Raw genomic sequence first — 15078 nt, 5'->3', positions numbered from 1 at the left:
GTCGCGGTTGAAATCGCTTCGCCAGCAAGCTGGCTCCTACGGATGGAGGCACGTCAGGCTTTGCTGGATTGCCCCCAATTCCGACTGTAGGAGCGAGCTTGCTCGCGATGGCGGTTATGAGTGCACCCACGGTGTCGCGGGTGAAATCGCTTCGCCGGCAAGCAGGCTCCTACATTGAGTTGCGTGGCGCGATCAGTCGAACAGCACCTTGGCGACATCGCTGAAGCGTTTGGCAAAATGCACGGTGATGCCTTCCTTGAGGTATTCCGGCAGCTCCAGGTAGGAACCACGGTTGGCCTCGGGAAGAATCAGTTCGTAGATCTTCTGCCGGCGTGCGGCGATGACCTTTTCGCGTACCCCACCGATCGGCAATACCTGGCCGGTGAGGGTGAGTTCGCCGGTCATGGCCACGCCTTTTTTCGGCGCCTTGTTGCGAGCCAGGGACAGCAGGGCGCTGGCGATGGTGACACCCGCGCTCGGGCCGTCCTTGGGGGTGGCGCCTTCGGGGACGTGCATGTGCACGAAGGCCTCGTCGAAGAAGGTCGGGTCGCCCTTGTAAGTCTTCAGGTTGGAGCTGACGTAGCTGTAGGCGATCTCCGCCGACTCTTTCATCACCTCGCCCAACTGGCCAGTCAGCTTGAAACCGCGATTCAGGGTATGAATGCGCGTCGCCTCGATCGGCAGCGTGGCGCCGCCCATGCTGGTCCAGGCCAGGCCGGTGATCACGCCGACACCGGACAGCACCTGCTCGCTGCGGAACACCGGCATGCCCAGGTAACCTTCGAGATCCTTGGCGGCAATCTTGACCTTGCTCTGCGGATCTTCGAGCAGCTTCACCACGGCCTTGCGCACCAGTTTGCCGAGCTGTTTCTCCAGTTGGCGCACACCGGCCTCGCGGGCGTAACCCTCGATCAGGGCGCGCAGGGCGCTATCGCTGATCGACAGTTGCTTGCTCGACACGCCGGCCTTGTCCAGTTGCTTGGGCCACAGGTGGCGTTTGGCGATGGCCAGCTTTTCTTCGGTGATATAGCCGGACAGGCGAATCACTTCCATACGGTCGAGCAACGGGCCGGGGATCGAATCCAGGGTGTTGGCGGTGCACACGAACAGCACCTTGGACAGGTCCAGGCGCAGGTCCAGATAATGGTCGAGAAATTCGACGTTCTGTTCCGGGTCGAGGGTTTCCAGCAGGGCCGAGGCCGGGTCGCCCTGGTAGCTGCTGCCCATCTTGTCGATCTCGTCGAGCATGATCACCGGGTTCATCACCTCGACATCCTTGAGCGCCTGCACCAGCTTGCCGGGCAGGGCGCCTATATAGGTGCGCCGGTGACCCTTGATCTCCGCCTCATCGCGCATGCCGCCCACCGAGAAACGATAGAAGGGACGGCCCAGTGACTCGGCGATGGACTTGCCGACACTGGTCTTGCCCACGCCCGGTGGGCCGACCAGCAGGACGATGGAACCGGCGATCTCGCCCTTGAAGGCGCCCACGGCGAGGAATTCGGTGATGCGTTCCTTGATGTCGTCCATGCCGGCATGGTGGTCGTCGAGCACCTTGCGGGCGTGCTTGAGGTCGAGCTTGTCCTTACCGAAAACACCCCAGGGCACGCTGGTGGCCCAGTCCAGGTAATTGCGTGTGACGGCATATTCCGGCGAGCCAGTCTCCAGCACCGAGAGCTTGTTCATCTCGTCGTCGATACGCTTGCGAGCCTGGTCAGGCAGGGTCTTGCCTTCCAGACGCTGGCTGAACTGCTCTGTATCGGCGCTGCGGTCATCCTTGGTGATACCCAGTTCCTGCTGGATGATCTTCAGCTGTTCCTTGAGGAAGAACTCACGCTGGTGCTCGCCCACGGAGCGGTTCACCTCGGCGGACAGCTCGTTCTGCAGGCGCGCCACTTCCACTTCCTTGCGCAGCAGGGGCAGGACTTTTTCCATGCGCTTGAGGATCGGCACGGTATCCAGCACTTCCTGCAGCACTTTCGATTGCGCAGTGGTCAGCGCGGCAGCGAAGTCGGTCAGTGGTGACGGATCATTGGGGCTGAAGCGATTGAGGTAGTTCTTCAGTTCTTCGTTGTACAGCGGGTTGAGCGGCAGCAACTCCTTGATCACGTTGATCAGCGCCATGCCATAGGCCTTGACCTCGTCACGGGAGTCATTGGCGTTGCGTGGGTAATCGACTTCCGCCAGATACGGCGGGCGATGGTGCTTGAGCCAGCCGCGGATGCGCACGCGGGTCAGGCCCTGGGCGACGAACTGCAGTTTGCCGTCGTCATTGCTGACATGGTGGATGCGCACCACGGTGCCGTGTTCCGGCAGGCTGGAGGTGTCGAAATGGCGCGGGTCGGTAACCGGCTGGTCGACGTAGAACAGGGCCAGAGTGCGGTGCTCGGTCTTGCTGACCAGCTCCAGGGTTTCCGCCCAGTGCTCTTCGTTGACGATCACCGGCAGCACCTGTGCCGGGAAGAACGGCCGATTGTGAATCGGAATCACATAGAGTTTGTCCGGCAGGTTCTGGCCGGGCAGCATCAGGCTGTGGCTGGTCTGCTCCGAAGCGATCTCGATATCTTGCGGTTCGTTCATGCGGCACCTGTCTTTTCACGTTGAGTGTTAGATGGGGTGCTGCTGGCTTTTTTCAATATTTATTCGCTCGGCAGCCCGCGATCTGCGTGCCCGCGGCTTCTCGAAATGCTTGCCGGGTGTTTCGTGCTGTGGCGGTCATTCCACCTGTCGTGGCCCATACAGTTTTTCCATGCAACGCGGTAGAGTGCGCGCATCGCCCATCGAGTTGCGAATCATGCTCAACGCCCGCCTCATGCGCCTGGACGATCAGGCCCACGAACACACCCACGACCACCATCAACTGGTGATGTCGGTGTCGGGGCGTGCCGAGTTCGAAGTGGTCGGGCGGGGTGGCGAGGTGTGCCGGATGCGCGCGTGCCTGGTGCCGGGTGATGCCGACCACCAGTTCGCCGGCATCGGTGACAATCGCATGCTGATCGTCGACCTCAACGAGCAGGACATGAGCAGCGAAGACCTGCAACTGCTCGGCCATCTGTTCGACACGCCGCGCTATCCGCAACTGGATGCCGATTTCCAGCACCTGCTGAGCTACGCCGGCGCCGAGCTGGAGCGTTACGGTGGCGATCCGCTGCTGGCCCGTTCGCTGGGTGGCGTGCTGCTGCGCGCACTGCATCTGCGGGTGTTCGGCGAGCAATCGCTGCGCGGGCATGGCTCGATGGACGTGCAACGCCTCGACGGGTACATCGCCGATAACCTGGCGCGCCGCATCAGCGTTGCCGAGCTGGCCCACGTGGCCTGCCTCAGCCCCAGTCACTTCCATGCCCAGTTCAAGGACAGCGTTGGCCTTACGCCGCACCAGTACCTGCTCAAGGCGCGGCTCGACCACGCCACGCGGCTATTGCGTGGCAGTGGCCTGCCGCTGATTCGCATTGCCGAGGAGTGCGGCTTCTCCAGCCAGAGCGCCTTGACCACAGCCATGCGCCGTTATCTGGGGCTTACGCCAAAACGCATGCGCGGTAGCGAATAAGCCGCCTCAGCCAGCTGCCTAGCCAATTATCACGCTCCCGCCCTCCTGTGATGGCTATTTGCCTTGTCTGGCTTCTGGAAAAGTGTGAACTTATCTACATTGCCGACTAATCTTCCCAGCAGCTCTGCCGTTATTAGATGGGGGCGTGTTTATGGCCCAAAGAGGCGCGCGTGTTCTGGACGAGTTCATCATGACTAAAGGTTTTCTTTTCGTATTGCATCTGTCGTTGTTCGCTGCACTGGGCGCCGCTCAGGCCGCCAGCCTGCAGGGCGAACTGGTGGACGCCAAGGGCGCGCCGCTGGCCAACGCCGTCGTCACCCTGCAGGGTCCTGCAAATGGCGCTGCACCACCGGGCAAGGCGGTGATGGACCAGCAGGACATGCGCTTCGTGCCCACCGTGCTGGCCGTTCGCACCGGCACGGCGGTGACCTTTCCGAACCGCGACGACATCCGCCATCACGTCTACTCGTTCTCGGCACCCAAGCGCTTCGAGTTGCGCCTGTATCAGGGCACGCCCAGCGCGCCGATCGTGTTCGACAAGCCAGGGCTGGTGGTGCTCGGCTGCAATATCCACGACTGGATGGTCGGCTACGTGTACATCACCGATGATCCCTGGTTCGCCGTCAGCGATGCTCAGGGCAAGCTGTCCATCGACAATCTACCGGCGGGGGACTACCGCGTGACCCTGTGGCATTCCGCCTTGCCGGACATGCTGCCGCAACAGGGCGCTGCCCTGAAGGTGGAGGCCGGCCCCGTGCAGCAGCGCTTCCAGTTGCCGATCGAGGCACCGAGTGAAACCGACCCGCCTGGCGCACCGCCAAGTGCCTTCGGGGACGCCTTCAAGAAAGCCGTGGAACATGGTTCGCACTAGCTTCCAGGCGCGCATCGCCAGCGTTCTGATCCTGCTGCTGCTCGTGGTGATCGGCGCGCTGTATTTCGCCGTTCAGGCCGCGACCACTGCGTCGATTCGCACCCAGGCACGCGAGCAACTGGATGTCGGCACCAGCGTGTTCGGGCAACTGCTCGACGTGCATTCACGGCAGCTCAGGGATGCGGTCCAGGTACTGACCACCGATTTCGGCTTCCGCGAGGCGGTAGCCAGTGGTGACGAGGCGACTATCCGCTCGGCGCTGTTCAACCATGGCGCGCGCATCAATGCCGGTGTGGTGATGATGTTCGACATGGACGGCAAACTGACCTCCAGCACCCTGGCGCCCTTGTCGACGGCGCGGGCCGAGCAGATCAACACGCAACTGGGCAGCCAGGGGCAGAGTTTCCTGATGCCTTTCGATGGCAGCATCTACCTGCTGGTACAGGCCACCGTCAGTGCGCCATTGCCCATCGCGCGGCTGGTGATGGGGTTTGCCATCGATGAAGGCTTCGCCCGCGAGTTGAACCAGCTGACCCACCTGGAGCTGACCCTGACCGGTAGCATGGAGGGGCAGCCCGACGTGCGCGTGAGTACGCTCGATGACATGCCGATGATCGCCTTCGAGGGCGACAGCGGCGAGGTGCTGCATGGTGGCGAGCCCTTCCTGGTGCAGCGTCTGGTGCTCGCCAGTGGCGACGGCTTCCGCGTGCAGGCACTGCTGCAACGTTCCCTGGAGCAGGCCCGCGGTTCGGTCGCGGCGCTCAATCGAAAGATCCTCTTCATCGCCGTAGCCGCGCTGCTGGCCTCACTGGTTGGTGCGCTGTTGCTGGCGCGCAGTCTGTCGCAGCCGATTCGCCGCCTGGCAGGTGCGGCGGAGCGAGTCGGGCAGGGCGACTACGAGGTGCCGCTGGCGCTCGACCGTGCGGACGAACTGGGCAGCCTGGCCAAGGCCTTTCAAAGCATGCAGCAGGGTGTCGCCGAGCGTGAGCGGCAACTGGCGCACAATGCGCTGCACGATCCTCTGACCGGCCTGCCCAATCGCAACCTGGCCCTCGAGCGTCTGGGCAGTGCCATCTCGGCGCAGCGACACATCGCTTTGCTTTACCTGGGCATCGGCAACTTCCGTACGGTCAGCGAGAGCTGCGAAGCGGGGGGGACCGACCGGGTCATGCAGCAACTGGCCAATCGCCTGAAGGCGGCGCTGCGTCCGGCCGACAGCCTGGCGCGGATGGTCGGCGACGAATTCGTGCTGCTCCTCGAAGGAAGTGACATGGAGGGGGCGGTGGCTACCGCCGACCGGGTTCAGCAACTCTCCATGAAGCCCTTTCGGGTCGATAATCTGGACATCGCCCTGGATTGCCGCATCGGTATCGCCGCCTATCCCGCCGATGGCTCTACCCCGGAAGAGTTGCTGCGCCGTGCCGCCATCGCCATGCAGGACGCCGGGCACCTGGCGGGGCGCATTCAGCTTTACGAAAGTGGCCGCGATGTTGCCCAGCAGCGCCAGGTGCAACTGATCCGCGACCTGCGCCGCGCCGCCCATCAGGACGAACTGTTGCTGCATTACCAACCCAAGCTGGATATCCGCAACCCGGGCAGAATCCAGGCCGAGGGGCTGCTGCGCTGGCAGCACCCGCAATTCGGCATGGTTTCGCCGGGTGAATTCATTCCGCTGGCAGAGCGCACCGGCAGCATTCAGATGCTGACCGCCTGGGTGATCGAAGAGGGCATCCGCCAGTTGCAGGAGTGGCGTCAGCGTGGGCAGGTCGTACAGCTCTCGCTGAATATCTCCACCGAGGACCTGATCGACGCCGAGTTGCCGACGCGGGTCGGTCGCCTGCTGACGCATTACCAGATTCCAGGTTCACAACTGATCTTCGAAATTACCGAGAGCGGCGTGATGCTCAACCCGGCCGTGGCCCTGCAGGTGTTGCATGGCTTGCGCGAAAAGGGCATCGGCCTGTCGGTGGATGACTTCGGTACCGGCTATTCTTCCTTGGCGCAGCTCAAGCGCATGCCGGTGCAGGAACTGAAGATCGACCAGACCTTTATCCGCGATCTGCACGACACCAGCGAAGATGCGGTGATCGTGCGCTCGACCATCGAGATGAGCCACAGCCTGGGGCTCAAGGTGGTCGCCGAGGGCGTCGAGCTGCAGCGCAGCCTGGATCTGCTCGAGCATTGGCATTGTGACAGCGTGCAGGGTTATCTGATCAGCCGGCCGTTGGCCGCGCAGGCCTTCGAGGCCTGGATGCAGCGGCCCTTAACTTCTCCCGTTTCCCTGGTGTATTGACCATGTCCTTGTTCCAACTGACTGGCGGCCTCTTGTTCGCAATGCTCACCACGGCTGCTGTCGCCGGTGACGGGCGGCTGCTGGCCACCGGCGGTGCCAGCAGCCTGGAAGGCGCAGCCGGTGGCGGTATCACCCCTTGGGCGGTGCTGGCCGGTTATGGCGAGCAGGGCGAGTGGGGCGCTGACGTATTCGCCACGCGGGTGGAAACCGGTGACTACCGCCTCGACGTGGCCGGTGTGGCGGCCGCTTATGACAATCGCATCGAGCTTTCCTACGCGCGCCAGCGCCTCGACCTGGGCAACCTGGCGCGCAACCTGAGCCTGCCGGAAAACAGCCTCAGCCAGGACATCTTCGGTATCAAGGTGCGGCTGTTCGGCGATCTGATCTATGACCAGCTACCCCAGGTATCGCTGGGCATTCAGCACAAGCGCCAGAAAGACTTCCTCATCCCCAGCCTGGTCGGTGCCCAGCGTGACGAAGACACCGAAGGCTACCTGACCGCCAGCCGACTGATTCTCGGCGGCGCCTTCGGCTACAACCTGCTGCTCAACGGTGGCGTGCGCTACAGCCGTGCCAACGAGCTGGGCCTGCTGGGCTTCGGCGGTGACCGCCGCGACCGCCATTCGGTGCTCAAGGAAGGCTCCGTGGCGGTGCTGCTCAACCGGCAGTGGGCAGTGGGCGTCGAGTATCGGGAGAAACCGGACAACCTCAATTTCGCCGGGGAAAGCGACTGGGCCGATCTGTTCATTGGCTACTTCCCCAACAAGCATCTGGCCGTGGTACTGGCTTACGCGCGGCTGGGCGAGATCGCCACGCTGGATAACCAGAACGGTGCCTATCTGTCCGTGCAGGGGAGTTTCTGAGCATGCTGCGTTCATTCTGCGTGGCGGTCCTGTCGCTGCTGTTGCTGGTCGGTTGCGCACAGCAGCCTGCCAAGGACGACAGTCTGTACCGCGAGCTCGGCGAGAAGCCCGGCATCACCCGCATCGTCGAGGGCATGCTGCTCAACGTGGCCCGCGATGAGCGCATCGTGCACTTCTTCGCCAAGGTCGACATCGCCGGCCTGCGCGACAAGCTGGTCGACAAGTTCTGCGTGATCGCGGGCGGGCCGTGCGTCTATACCGGCGACACCCTCGAAGAAAGCCACAAAGGCCAGAAGCTGACGCCCAGTCACTTCAATGCCCTGGTCGAAAACCTGCAGGTGGCGATGGAAAGCGAAGGCGTGCCAACACCGACCCAGAACCGCTTGCTGGCGCGCCTGGCGGCTCTGCGGGGGCAGGTCATCGAGCAGTAGTCGCTGTTTTATCCACGACGAAATAGGCTTAGAGTCTGCACCCCTCTCTCAGCCTATTTCGTGAGCCGATCATGTCCGTTACCTGGCACCTCAAACCCCATTCCGAGCTTAGCAAGACCGAGCTGTACGCGGCCCTGGCGCTGCGCACCCAGGTATTCGTGGTCGAGCAGAACTGCCCTTATCTGGAAGTCGATGGTCGTGACCTGGACGGTGATACCTGCCACCTGCTGGGCTGGCAGGGCGATGAACTGGTGGCGTATCTGCGCCTGCTCGATCCGGCGCTCAATGACGGAGAAGTGGTGATCGGCCGTGTGGTAACCGCTGCAAGCGCACGCGGCACCGGCCTCGGGCACGGCATGCTGGAGCAGGCGCTGCAGGCCTGCGCCCAGCGATGGCCGGGCGTCCCGGTCTCTATGTCGGCCCAGGCGCATCTGCAGGGTTACTACGGCCGCTACGGTTTCGTCGCAGTGACCGACGAATATCTGGAAGACGACATCCCGCATATCGGTATGCGCCGCGAGCCATAAGCGATAGCCCTGCGGTAATTGGCGATCCGTTTCTGCTGTGGGCTTTAGCCACCACCCAAAACACCTACAGCCCGAAGCTCCGAACCGCATGCTCTGAACCTCCAGCCACCACTGGCGTTGAATGGCTTTGGTGGGCTAAAGCGCCACCCTACGGTCATGCCCTGGGGTAGGGTGGGCTTCAGCCCACCACAACAGCGCCCACAGCCCGAGGTGCTGAACCGCATGCTTTGAACCTCCAGCCACCACTGGCGTTGAATGGCTTTTGGTGGGCTAAAGCCCCACCCTACGGTTGATGCCTCTGGGGTAGGGTGGGCTTCAGCCCACCACAACAGCGCCCACAGCCCGAAGCTCCGAGCCGCATGCTTTGACCCTCCAGCCAGCATCGGCGTTGAATGGCTTTGGTGGGCTAAAGCCCCACCCTACGGCTGATGCCTCTGGGGTAGGGTGGGCTTCAGCCCACCACAACAGCGCCCACAGTCCGAAGCACTGAGCCGCATGCTTTGAACCTCCAGCCACCACTGGCGTTGAATGGCTTTGGTGGGCTAAAGCGCCGCCCTACGGTTGATGCCTCTGGAGTAGGGTGGGCTTCAGCCCACCAACCGTAAGGGTTTCATCTACTCCAACCTCAATGAAAATCCCGACTGCGCACATCCAGCCCCAGTAGCCAGTCGGTCAGGTCGACCAACCTTCCAGCGATCACGTGTTGCACACCATTGGCGGCCTCCAGATGCCCATCGATGCGCAGCAAGCGCGCTTGCAGCAGTGTCTTGCGCTGGCGCTCGGCCAGTTCCAGGCGCACCAGCACGTTGATCATGCCGAACTCATCTTCCAGGGAAGTAGGGTGGGCTTCAGCCCACCACAACAGCGCCCACAGCCCGAGGTGCTGAACCGCATGCTTTGAACCTCCAGCCACCACTGGCGTTGAATGGCTTTTGGTGGGCTAAAGCCCCACCCTACGGTTGATGCCTCTGGGGTAGGGTGGGCTTCAGCCCACCACAACAACGGCCACAGCCCGAAGCTCCGAACCGCATGCTTTGAACCTCCAGCCACCATCGGCGTTGAATGGCTTTGGTGGGCTAAAGCGCCACCCTACGGTCATGCCCCTGGGGTAGGGTGGGCTTCAGCCCACCACAACAACGGCCACAGCCCGAAGCACTGAACCGCATGCTCTGACCCTCCAGCCACCCTCGGCGTTGAATGGCTTTGGTGGGCTAAAGCGCCACCCTACGGTTGATGCCTCTGGGAGTAGGGTGGGCTTCAGCCCACCAACCGTAAGGGTTTCATCTACTCCAACCTCAATGAAAATCCCGACTGCGCACATCCAGCCCCAGTAGCCAGTCGGTCAGGTCGACCAACCTTCCAGCGATCACGTGTTGCACACCATTGGCGGCCTCCAGATGCCCATCGATGCGCAGCAAGCGCGCTTGCAGCAGTGTCTTGCGCTGGCGCTCGGCCAGTTCCAGGCGCACCAGCACGTTGATCATGCCGAACTCATCTTCCAGGGTGACGAAGGTCACGCCGCTGGCGGTCTGTGGGCGCTGGCGGCCGATGACCAGACCGGCCACGCTGACCATGCGTCCGGGCTCTACCTGCTGCAGCTCGCGCCGGCTGCGGCAGCGCGCCGCCCTGAGCTTGCTGCGCAGCAGCGACAGCGGGTGCGGGCCGAGGGTGGTGCCCAGCGTCGCGTAGTCGGTCAGCAGGTTTTCGCCAACGCTGGGGCGCGGCAGCTCGATGGCGGTTTCCCTCTGTGCCGGCAGGCTGGCGAACAGCGGCAACTGCGGCTCGACACCGGCGATGGCCCAGCGCGCCTGATGGCGATGGCCGACCAGTGCCTGCAGGGCGCCAGCATCGGCCAGCCGCGCCCGTGCGGTGTTGTCCAGGCGGGCACGCTGGCACAGGTCGGCCACATCGCTGAACGGCGCAACGTGGCGGGCGGCAGCCAGGCGCAGGGCGTCGTCCTCACGAAAACCCTTCACCAGGCGCAGGCCGAGGCGAATGGCTGGCTGCGCCTTGTCGATGGCCTCAAGGGTGCAATCCCACTGGCTGTAGCGCACGTCCACCGGGTGGATGCGCAAGCCGTGGCGGCGGGCATCCTGCAACACCTGATCGGGGTTGTAGAAACCCATTGGCCAACTGTTGATCAGCGCACAGGCGAACGCCGCCGGTTCATGGCATTTGAGCCAGCAACTGGCGTAGGTGAGCAAGGCGAAGCTGGCCGCATGGGACTCGGGAAAGCCATAGCTGCCGAAGCCCTTGATCTGCTCGAAGATGCGGTTGATGTATTCAAGTGGATAGCTCTTCTCGAGCATGCGCTCGGTCAGCCGCTGGCGGTGGTGCTCCAGGCCTCCATGACGCTTCCAGGCCGCCATGGAGCGGCGCAGCTCGTCCGCTTCACCCGGGGTGTAATCGGCGGCGATGATCGCCAGCTCCATCACTTGCTCCTGGAACAACGGCACACCCAGAGTGCGCTCGAAGACGGGCTGCAGTTCGTTGGAGGGGTAGGTGACAGGCTCTTCCTCGTTACGCCGGCGCAGGTAGGGATGCACCATGTCGCCCTGAATCGGCCCCGGCCGCACGATGGCCACCTGGATCACCAGGTCGTAGAAGGTCGCGGGGCGCAGGCGCGGCAGCATGGCCATCTGCGCGCGGGATTCGATCTGGAACACGCCCACGGTGTCCGCGCGGCTGATCATCGCGTAGGTGGCCTTGTCCTCCGGGGGCAGCGTGGCCAGCGTCCAGCGTTTGCCGCGGTAGTCGGCAAGCAGGTCGAAGCAGCGGCGCAGGGCGCTGAGCATGCCCAAGGCGAGCACGTCGACCTTGAGCAGGCCGACCGCGTCGAGGTCGTCCTTGTCCCACTGGATCACCGTCCGCTCGGCCATGCTGGCGTTTTCCACCGGCACCAGCGTGTCCAGCGGGTACTCGGAAATCACGAAACCGCCAGGGTGCTGCGAGAGGTGACGGGGAAAGCCGATCAGCTCACCGGCCAGCACCAGCACGCGGTGCAGCACCTTGCTCTGCGGGTCGAAGCCGGCTTCGCGCAGGCGCTCGGCATCCGGGATACGGTCGCTCCAGCGGCCACAGCAGGCGGCCAGGGCGTTGATCTGATCCGGCGGCAACCCCAGGGCCTTGGCCACGTCACGAATCGCCCCGGCACCGTGATAGGTACTGACCACCGCCGTGAGCGCCGCCCGCTCGCGGCCATAGCGGCGGAACACGTACTGGATGACTTCCTCGCGGCGGTCATGCTCGAAGTCCACGTCGATATCCGGCGGCTCGTTGCGCTCTCGGGACAGGAAGCGCTCGAACAGCAGTTTGCTGTGCATCGGGTTCAGCTCGGTGATGCCAAGGGCAAAACACACCACCGAGTTGGCTGCCGAACCGCGGCCCTGGCAGAGGATCGACTGCTTGCGGGCGAAGCGGACGATATCGTGCACGGTGAGAAAATAGCTCTCGTAACCCAGTTCGCCGATCAGTTGCAGTTCGTGCTCGATGCGGCCGCGGATCGCCTCGCTGAGGCCTGCTGGCCAGCGGCCGGGGATACCATCCTCGACCAGCTTGCGCAGCCAGGAGGCCGCGTCATGACCGGCGGGCACCAGTTCGTGAGGGTAGTGGTACTCAAGCTCGCCAAGATCGAATCGGCAGCGCTCGGCAATATGCAGGGTTTCGGCCAGTAACCTGGGCGGATACAGCTCGGCCAGCTCCTCGCGGCGGCGCAGGTGACGCTCGCCATTGGCGAACAGGTGCGCGCCGGCTTCGGCCACCGGCAAGTGATGACGGATCGCCGTCATGCAATCCTGCAGGGCACGGCGGCCACGGGCGTGCATGTGCACGTCACCACAGGCCACCGCAGTGATACCCAGTTGCCCAGCCAGGCCCAGGCAATGCTGCAGGTGGGCCCGATCATCGGCGCCACGGTGCAAGGCTACGCCCAGCCACAGGCGCTCGGCGAAGCGTACCTGCAGCCAGGCACCGGCTGTGGCGTCGTCACCGGGGCGTGGTAGCCAGATGGCCAGCAAGCCGTCCGGCGTCGCTGGAACGTCTTCCTCCAGCAGCCGGTAATGACCTTTCTCCGCACGCCGACGGGCCCGGGTGATGAGCCCGCACAGCGCCTGGTAGCCGCTCAGGTTCTCGGCCAGGAGGACCAGCCGGGCACCGTTTGGCAGCGTCATCTCGCTGCCAACGATCAGCGCCACCTCATGTTTCCTGGCGGCCTGCCAGGCGCGCACGATGCCGGCCAGGGTGCATTCGTCGGTGATCGCCAGGGCGCGATAACCAAGCAGCTTGGCGCGCTCGAACAGCTCTTCGGCGCTGGAGGCACCGCGCTGAAAACTGAAATTCGACAGGCAGTGCAGCTCGGCGTAGGCCACCTGGCTCATGCGAACCAGCCATGCAGCTGCAGCGGGCCATCTTCGCCGACCGCACGGAACGCCCAGCCACGCTGACCGCTGCGGGTCTCGATCAGGTAATAGTCGCGGCGCACGTCCTCGCCATCCCACCATCCGGACTCGATGCGCTCCGGGCCGCTGAGAACGCGCAGCCCGGCTCCCTGCAGCGCCTGAGGTTCCGGCAGCAGCCAGCTGGGCCGGGCCGCGCATTGCCCGGTAACGGCACTGCTCATGGTCTGCGTACGCCAGGCCTTCTCGGGGCGATGATCGGCATGGGCGCTCAGGCCCTGCACGGCGTCGTCACCCAGGCGCGCCCGCAGGCGCTCGCGCAACTGCTCCCAGCCCAGGGTCTGCTGCGGGCGTTCGTCGAACAGCGCCTGGTGCTGCGGCACGAACACCGGCAGATCATTGGCCACCAGGCGGATTGCCAGCACCGGCGAGGGCAGTTGCAGCTGTTCCAGGCGGCCACGGGTGAACTCCAGCAGCATCGCCGCTTCCCGTTCGGCACTGAGCAGGCCCACCGGCAGCAGGCTGGCATCCCCCTCGCGGTGTTCCAGGTGCACCACGAAACGCTGCACGCCGCAGTCCCGGCCCGCCAGGTAGGCGGCCAGGTCAGCGGTCAGGCGACGCAGCGGAAACAGCAGGGCCTGGGTCGACTCCGCTTCGAAGTGCAGCTCCAGGCGCGTGTCGAACACATCCGGCGGCCGGTAATAATCCAGCGCCAGTGGGCGCAGGCCCAGCAGCGTATCGAGGCGGCTCAGCAACTCGGCAGGAAAGCGCCGCGCCAGGCTGTCACGGGGTAGCGCCTGTAACTGACGCACCTGGCGCAGACCCATGCGCGTGAGGGCCGTGACCAGCTCGACGGGCAGGCCGATGCGATCCAGAGGCATGGCCGCGAGCTGCTGGTGCAGGGCCTGTTCGTCCATCACCGCCAGGCCATCGTGGAGATTGGCGAGCATGCGCGCTGCAGCCGGGTTGTGTGCCAGGGTGATGCGATGACGAAAGCCCAGCGCCGTCAGCTCCTCGCGCAAGCGCGCCTCGAAGCGCCGCCAGGGACCGAACAGGGCCAGGCTGGATTGCACCTCCAGCAGCAGGCAGCGTGGGTAGTGCAGGCTGACCTGGGAGCTGAAACCATAGGCCCAGGCGGCGAGAAAAGTGCGCCAGCGCTCGATATCGGCAGGGTCGTACTCGGTGGTGGCGAACGCGCAGTTCAGCGATTGCGCAGCCGTGAGCGTCTGCCCCGGGCGCAGGCCAAGCGCCCGGGCCGATGGGGTTACCGCCTGCAACAGGCGCCGCTGCGGTGTGCCGCTGAGCAGCACCAGCGGTGTGTCGGCGTCTTCGCGGCCACGCAATACCCCGTCCATGGCCAGTTGTGGCAGCAGAATGCAGGCCCAGCGCATGTCATCGACCCCAGGCGCTCAGGGGAAACGTGCGTGCCGGTGGCTGTCCGCCACGGCACTTGAGCACGCGCACCTGAGCCGGTTGCGCTTCTATGGTCAGGCGCAAGGCCGCCGGCGAAGGGTTCTGCGCCTCATGCAGCGGGCGGTAGGCGAAGGCCAGGGTCTGCCCGGTTTCCGCAGCGATCTGCAGGCGACGCAAGGCCCGATCATCGGCACGCTGCGGCCAGAGCACCACCGCCCCGCAACTGCCCGAGCGCAGACACTGCTCGGCAGCCCACAAGGCCTCCCGGGCAGACGCCTGGATCAGCGTCAACTGCTTCAGCTCCACCCCTGCTGCCAGCCAGGCGCCGGGGTAAGGCAGGTAGGGTGGAGCGATCAGCACCACCCGCTCACCGGCAGCGCTCAAACGTGCCAGCGTCGCCAGCAACAAACGCAGCTCGCCAATACCCGGTGCCGCAACCAGCAGCTCGCTCAACGCCGCTTCCGGCCAGCCACCACCGGGCAGCGCCGCATCCAGCGCCACGTTACCGGTGGGCTGGTGACCGCTGGGCGCGACAACGCTCTGGCCACGCCAGATACGGCGCTCGTTGAGCAAATGATCAAGGGCTACGACAGAAGACATGGCAATCGGCTAGCAGAAAAAATACTGTTCAAATGTACAGTATTTTGTTTCTCCAACAAGGGAGTATCCGCCGAGTGGAGCACCCTGCACCCCGACCGATCCCAGGCAGACGGCTTACCGGCATCAGGTCGATCAATGC

Annotated in this window: 10 protein-coding genes and 1 pseudogene; 6 read left to right on the top strand and 5 right to left on the bottom strand. The window is 64.3% G+C overall.

The window, feature by feature from the left end; genetic code table 11:
• Window positions 1–192: 192 nt before the first annotated feature.
• Window positions 193–2580 (bottom strand): endopeptidase La, encoded by a 2388-nt coding sequence (lon, locus tag QRN22_RS24500; RefSeq protein ID WP_042555007.1) that lies wholly within the window; start codon window positions 2578–2580, stop codon window positions 193–195.
• Between the two features lie 214 nt (window positions 2581–2794).
• Here lon and QRN22_RS24495 point away from each other — a divergent pair, with 214 nt between their 5' ends.
• The 6 genes from QRN22_RS24495 (at window position 2795) to QRN22_RS24470 (ending at window position 8532) form a co-directional block, all read left to right on the top strand.
• Window positions 2795–3547, top strand: a complete 753-nt coding sequence (locus QRN22_RS24495; protein ID WP_042555008.1) for an AraC family transcriptional regulator — start codon at window positions 2795–2797, stop codon at window positions 3545–3547.
• Between the two features lie 190 nt (window positions 3548–3737).
• Window positions 3738–4418 carry a hypothetical protein gene (locus tag QRN22_RS24490; RefSeq protein WP_042555013.1) on the top strand — a complete coding sequence of 227 codons (681 nt, stop codon included), beginning with the start codon at window positions 3738–3740 and terminating at the stop codon, window positions 4416–4418.
• Window positions 4405–6711 (top strand): bifunctional diguanylate cyclase/phosphodiesterase, encoded by a 2307-nt coding sequence (locus QRN22_RS24485; RefSeq protein WP_042555009.1) that lies wholly within the window; start codon window positions 4405–4407, stop codon window positions 6709–6711. The genes QRN22_RS24490 and QRN22_RS24485 overlap by 14 nt, the downstream gene beginning before the upstream one ends.
• A 41-nt stretch (window positions 6712–6752) precedes the next feature.
• Window positions 6753–7574, top strand: a complete 822-nt coding sequence (locus tag QRN22_RS24480; RefSeq protein WP_419761287.1) for a DUF3034 family protein — start codon at window positions 6753–6755, stop codon at window positions 7572–7574.
• Window positions 7575–7576: 2 nt separating this feature from the next.
• On the top strand, window positions 7577–8005 hold the full coding sequence (locus tag QRN22_RS24475) for a group I truncated hemoglobin (RefSeq protein ID WP_042555011.1): 429 nt from the start codon (window positions 7577–7579) through the stop codon (window positions 8003–8005).
• 71 nt (window positions 8006–8076) lie between these two features.
• Window positions 8077–8532 carry a GNAT family N-acetyltransferase gene (locus QRN22_RS24470; protein ID WP_042555012.1) on the top strand — a complete coding sequence of 152 codons (456 nt, stop codon included), beginning with the start codon at window positions 8077–8079 and terminating at the stop codon, window positions 8530–8532.
• A gap of 625 nt (window positions 8533–9157) precedes the next feature.
• On the opposite strand, the pseudogene QRN22_RS24465 reads toward QRN22_RS24470, so the two are convergent.
• From QRN22_RS24465 to imuA, 4 genes and pseudogenes are all read right to left on the bottom strand, one after another.
• Window positions 9158–9367 (bottom strand): annotated as a pseudogene (locus QRN22_RS24465) (hypothetical protein); the annotation flags it as partial.
• Between the two features lie 460 nt (window positions 9368–9827).
• Window positions 9828–12908 carry an error-prone DNA polymerase gene (locus tag QRN22_RS24460; RefSeq protein WP_285404316.1) on the bottom strand — a complete coding sequence of 1027 codons (3081 nt, stop codon included), beginning with the start codon at window positions 12906–12908 and terminating at the stop codon, window positions 9828–9830.
• Window positions 12905–14317 carry a Y-family DNA polymerase gene (locus QRN22_RS24455; RefSeq protein WP_042552076.1) on the bottom strand — a complete coding sequence of 471 codons (1413 nt, stop codon included), beginning with the start codon at window positions 14315–14317 and terminating at the stop codon, window positions 12905–12907. Before QRN22_RS24455 ends, QRN22_RS24460 begins: the two co-directional genes overlap by 4 nt.
• Before the next feature lies 1 nt (window position 14318).
• Window positions 14319–14939: a translesion DNA synthesis-associated protein ImuA gene (gene imuA, locus QRN22_RS24450; RefSeq protein WP_042552077.1), complete on the bottom strand. Its 621-nt coding sequence runs from the start codon at window positions 14937–14939 to the stop codon at window positions 14319–14321.
• Window positions 14940–15078 lie beyond the last annotated feature (139 nt).

This window comes from Pseudomonas sp. MEJ086 (assembly GCF_030209025.1).
Lineage (GTDB): Bacteria > Pseudomonadota > Gammaproteobacteria > Pseudomonadales > Pseudomonadaceae > Aquipseudomonas > Aquipseudomonas fulva_A.
This window is presented reverse-complemented; position numbering and strand designations above follow the sequence as displayed.

Excerpts from the sequence above, each read along its gene's own strand:
- lon (WP_042555007.1), bottom strand. The coding sequence starts at position 2,580 with ATGAACGAACCGCAAGATATCGAGATCGCTTCGGAGCAGACCAGCCAC.
- QRN22_RS24495 (WP_042555008.1), top strand. The coding sequence starts at position 2,795 with ATGCTCAACGCCCGCCTCATGCGCCTGGACGATCAGGCCCACGAACAC.
- QRN22_RS24490 (WP_042555013.1), top strand. The coding sequence starts at position 3,738 with ATGACTAAAGGTTTTCTTTTCGTATTGCATCTGTCGTTGTTCGCTGCA.
- QRN22_RS24485 (WP_042555009.1), top strand. The coding sequence starts at position 4,405 with ATGGTTCGCACTAGCTTCCAGGCGCGCATCGCCAGCGTTCTGATCCTG.
- QRN22_RS24480 (WP_419761287.1), top strand. The coding sequence starts at position 6,753 with ATGCTCACCACGGCTGCTGTCGCCGGTGACGGGCGGCTGCTGGCCACC.
- QRN22_RS24475 (WP_042555011.1), top strand. The coding sequence starts at position 7,577 with ATGCTGCGTTCATTCTGCGTGGCGGTCCTGTCGCTGCTGTTGCTGGTC.
- QRN22_RS24470 (WP_042555012.1), top strand. The coding sequence starts at position 8,077 with ATGTCCGTTACCTGGCACCTCAAACCCCATTCCGAGCTTAGCAAGACC.
- QRN22_RS24460 (WP_285404316.1), bottom strand. The coding sequence starts at position 12,908 with ATGAGCCAGGTGGCCTACGCCGAGCTGCACTGCCTGTCGAATTTCAGT.
- QRN22_RS24455 (WP_042552076.1), bottom strand. The coding sequence starts at position 14,317 with ATGCGCTGGGCCTGCATTCTGCTGCCACAACTGGCCATGGACGGGGTA.
- imuA (WP_042552077.1), bottom strand. The coding sequence starts at position 14,939 with ATGTCTTCTGTCGTAGCCCTTGATCATTTGCTCAACGAGCGCCGTATC.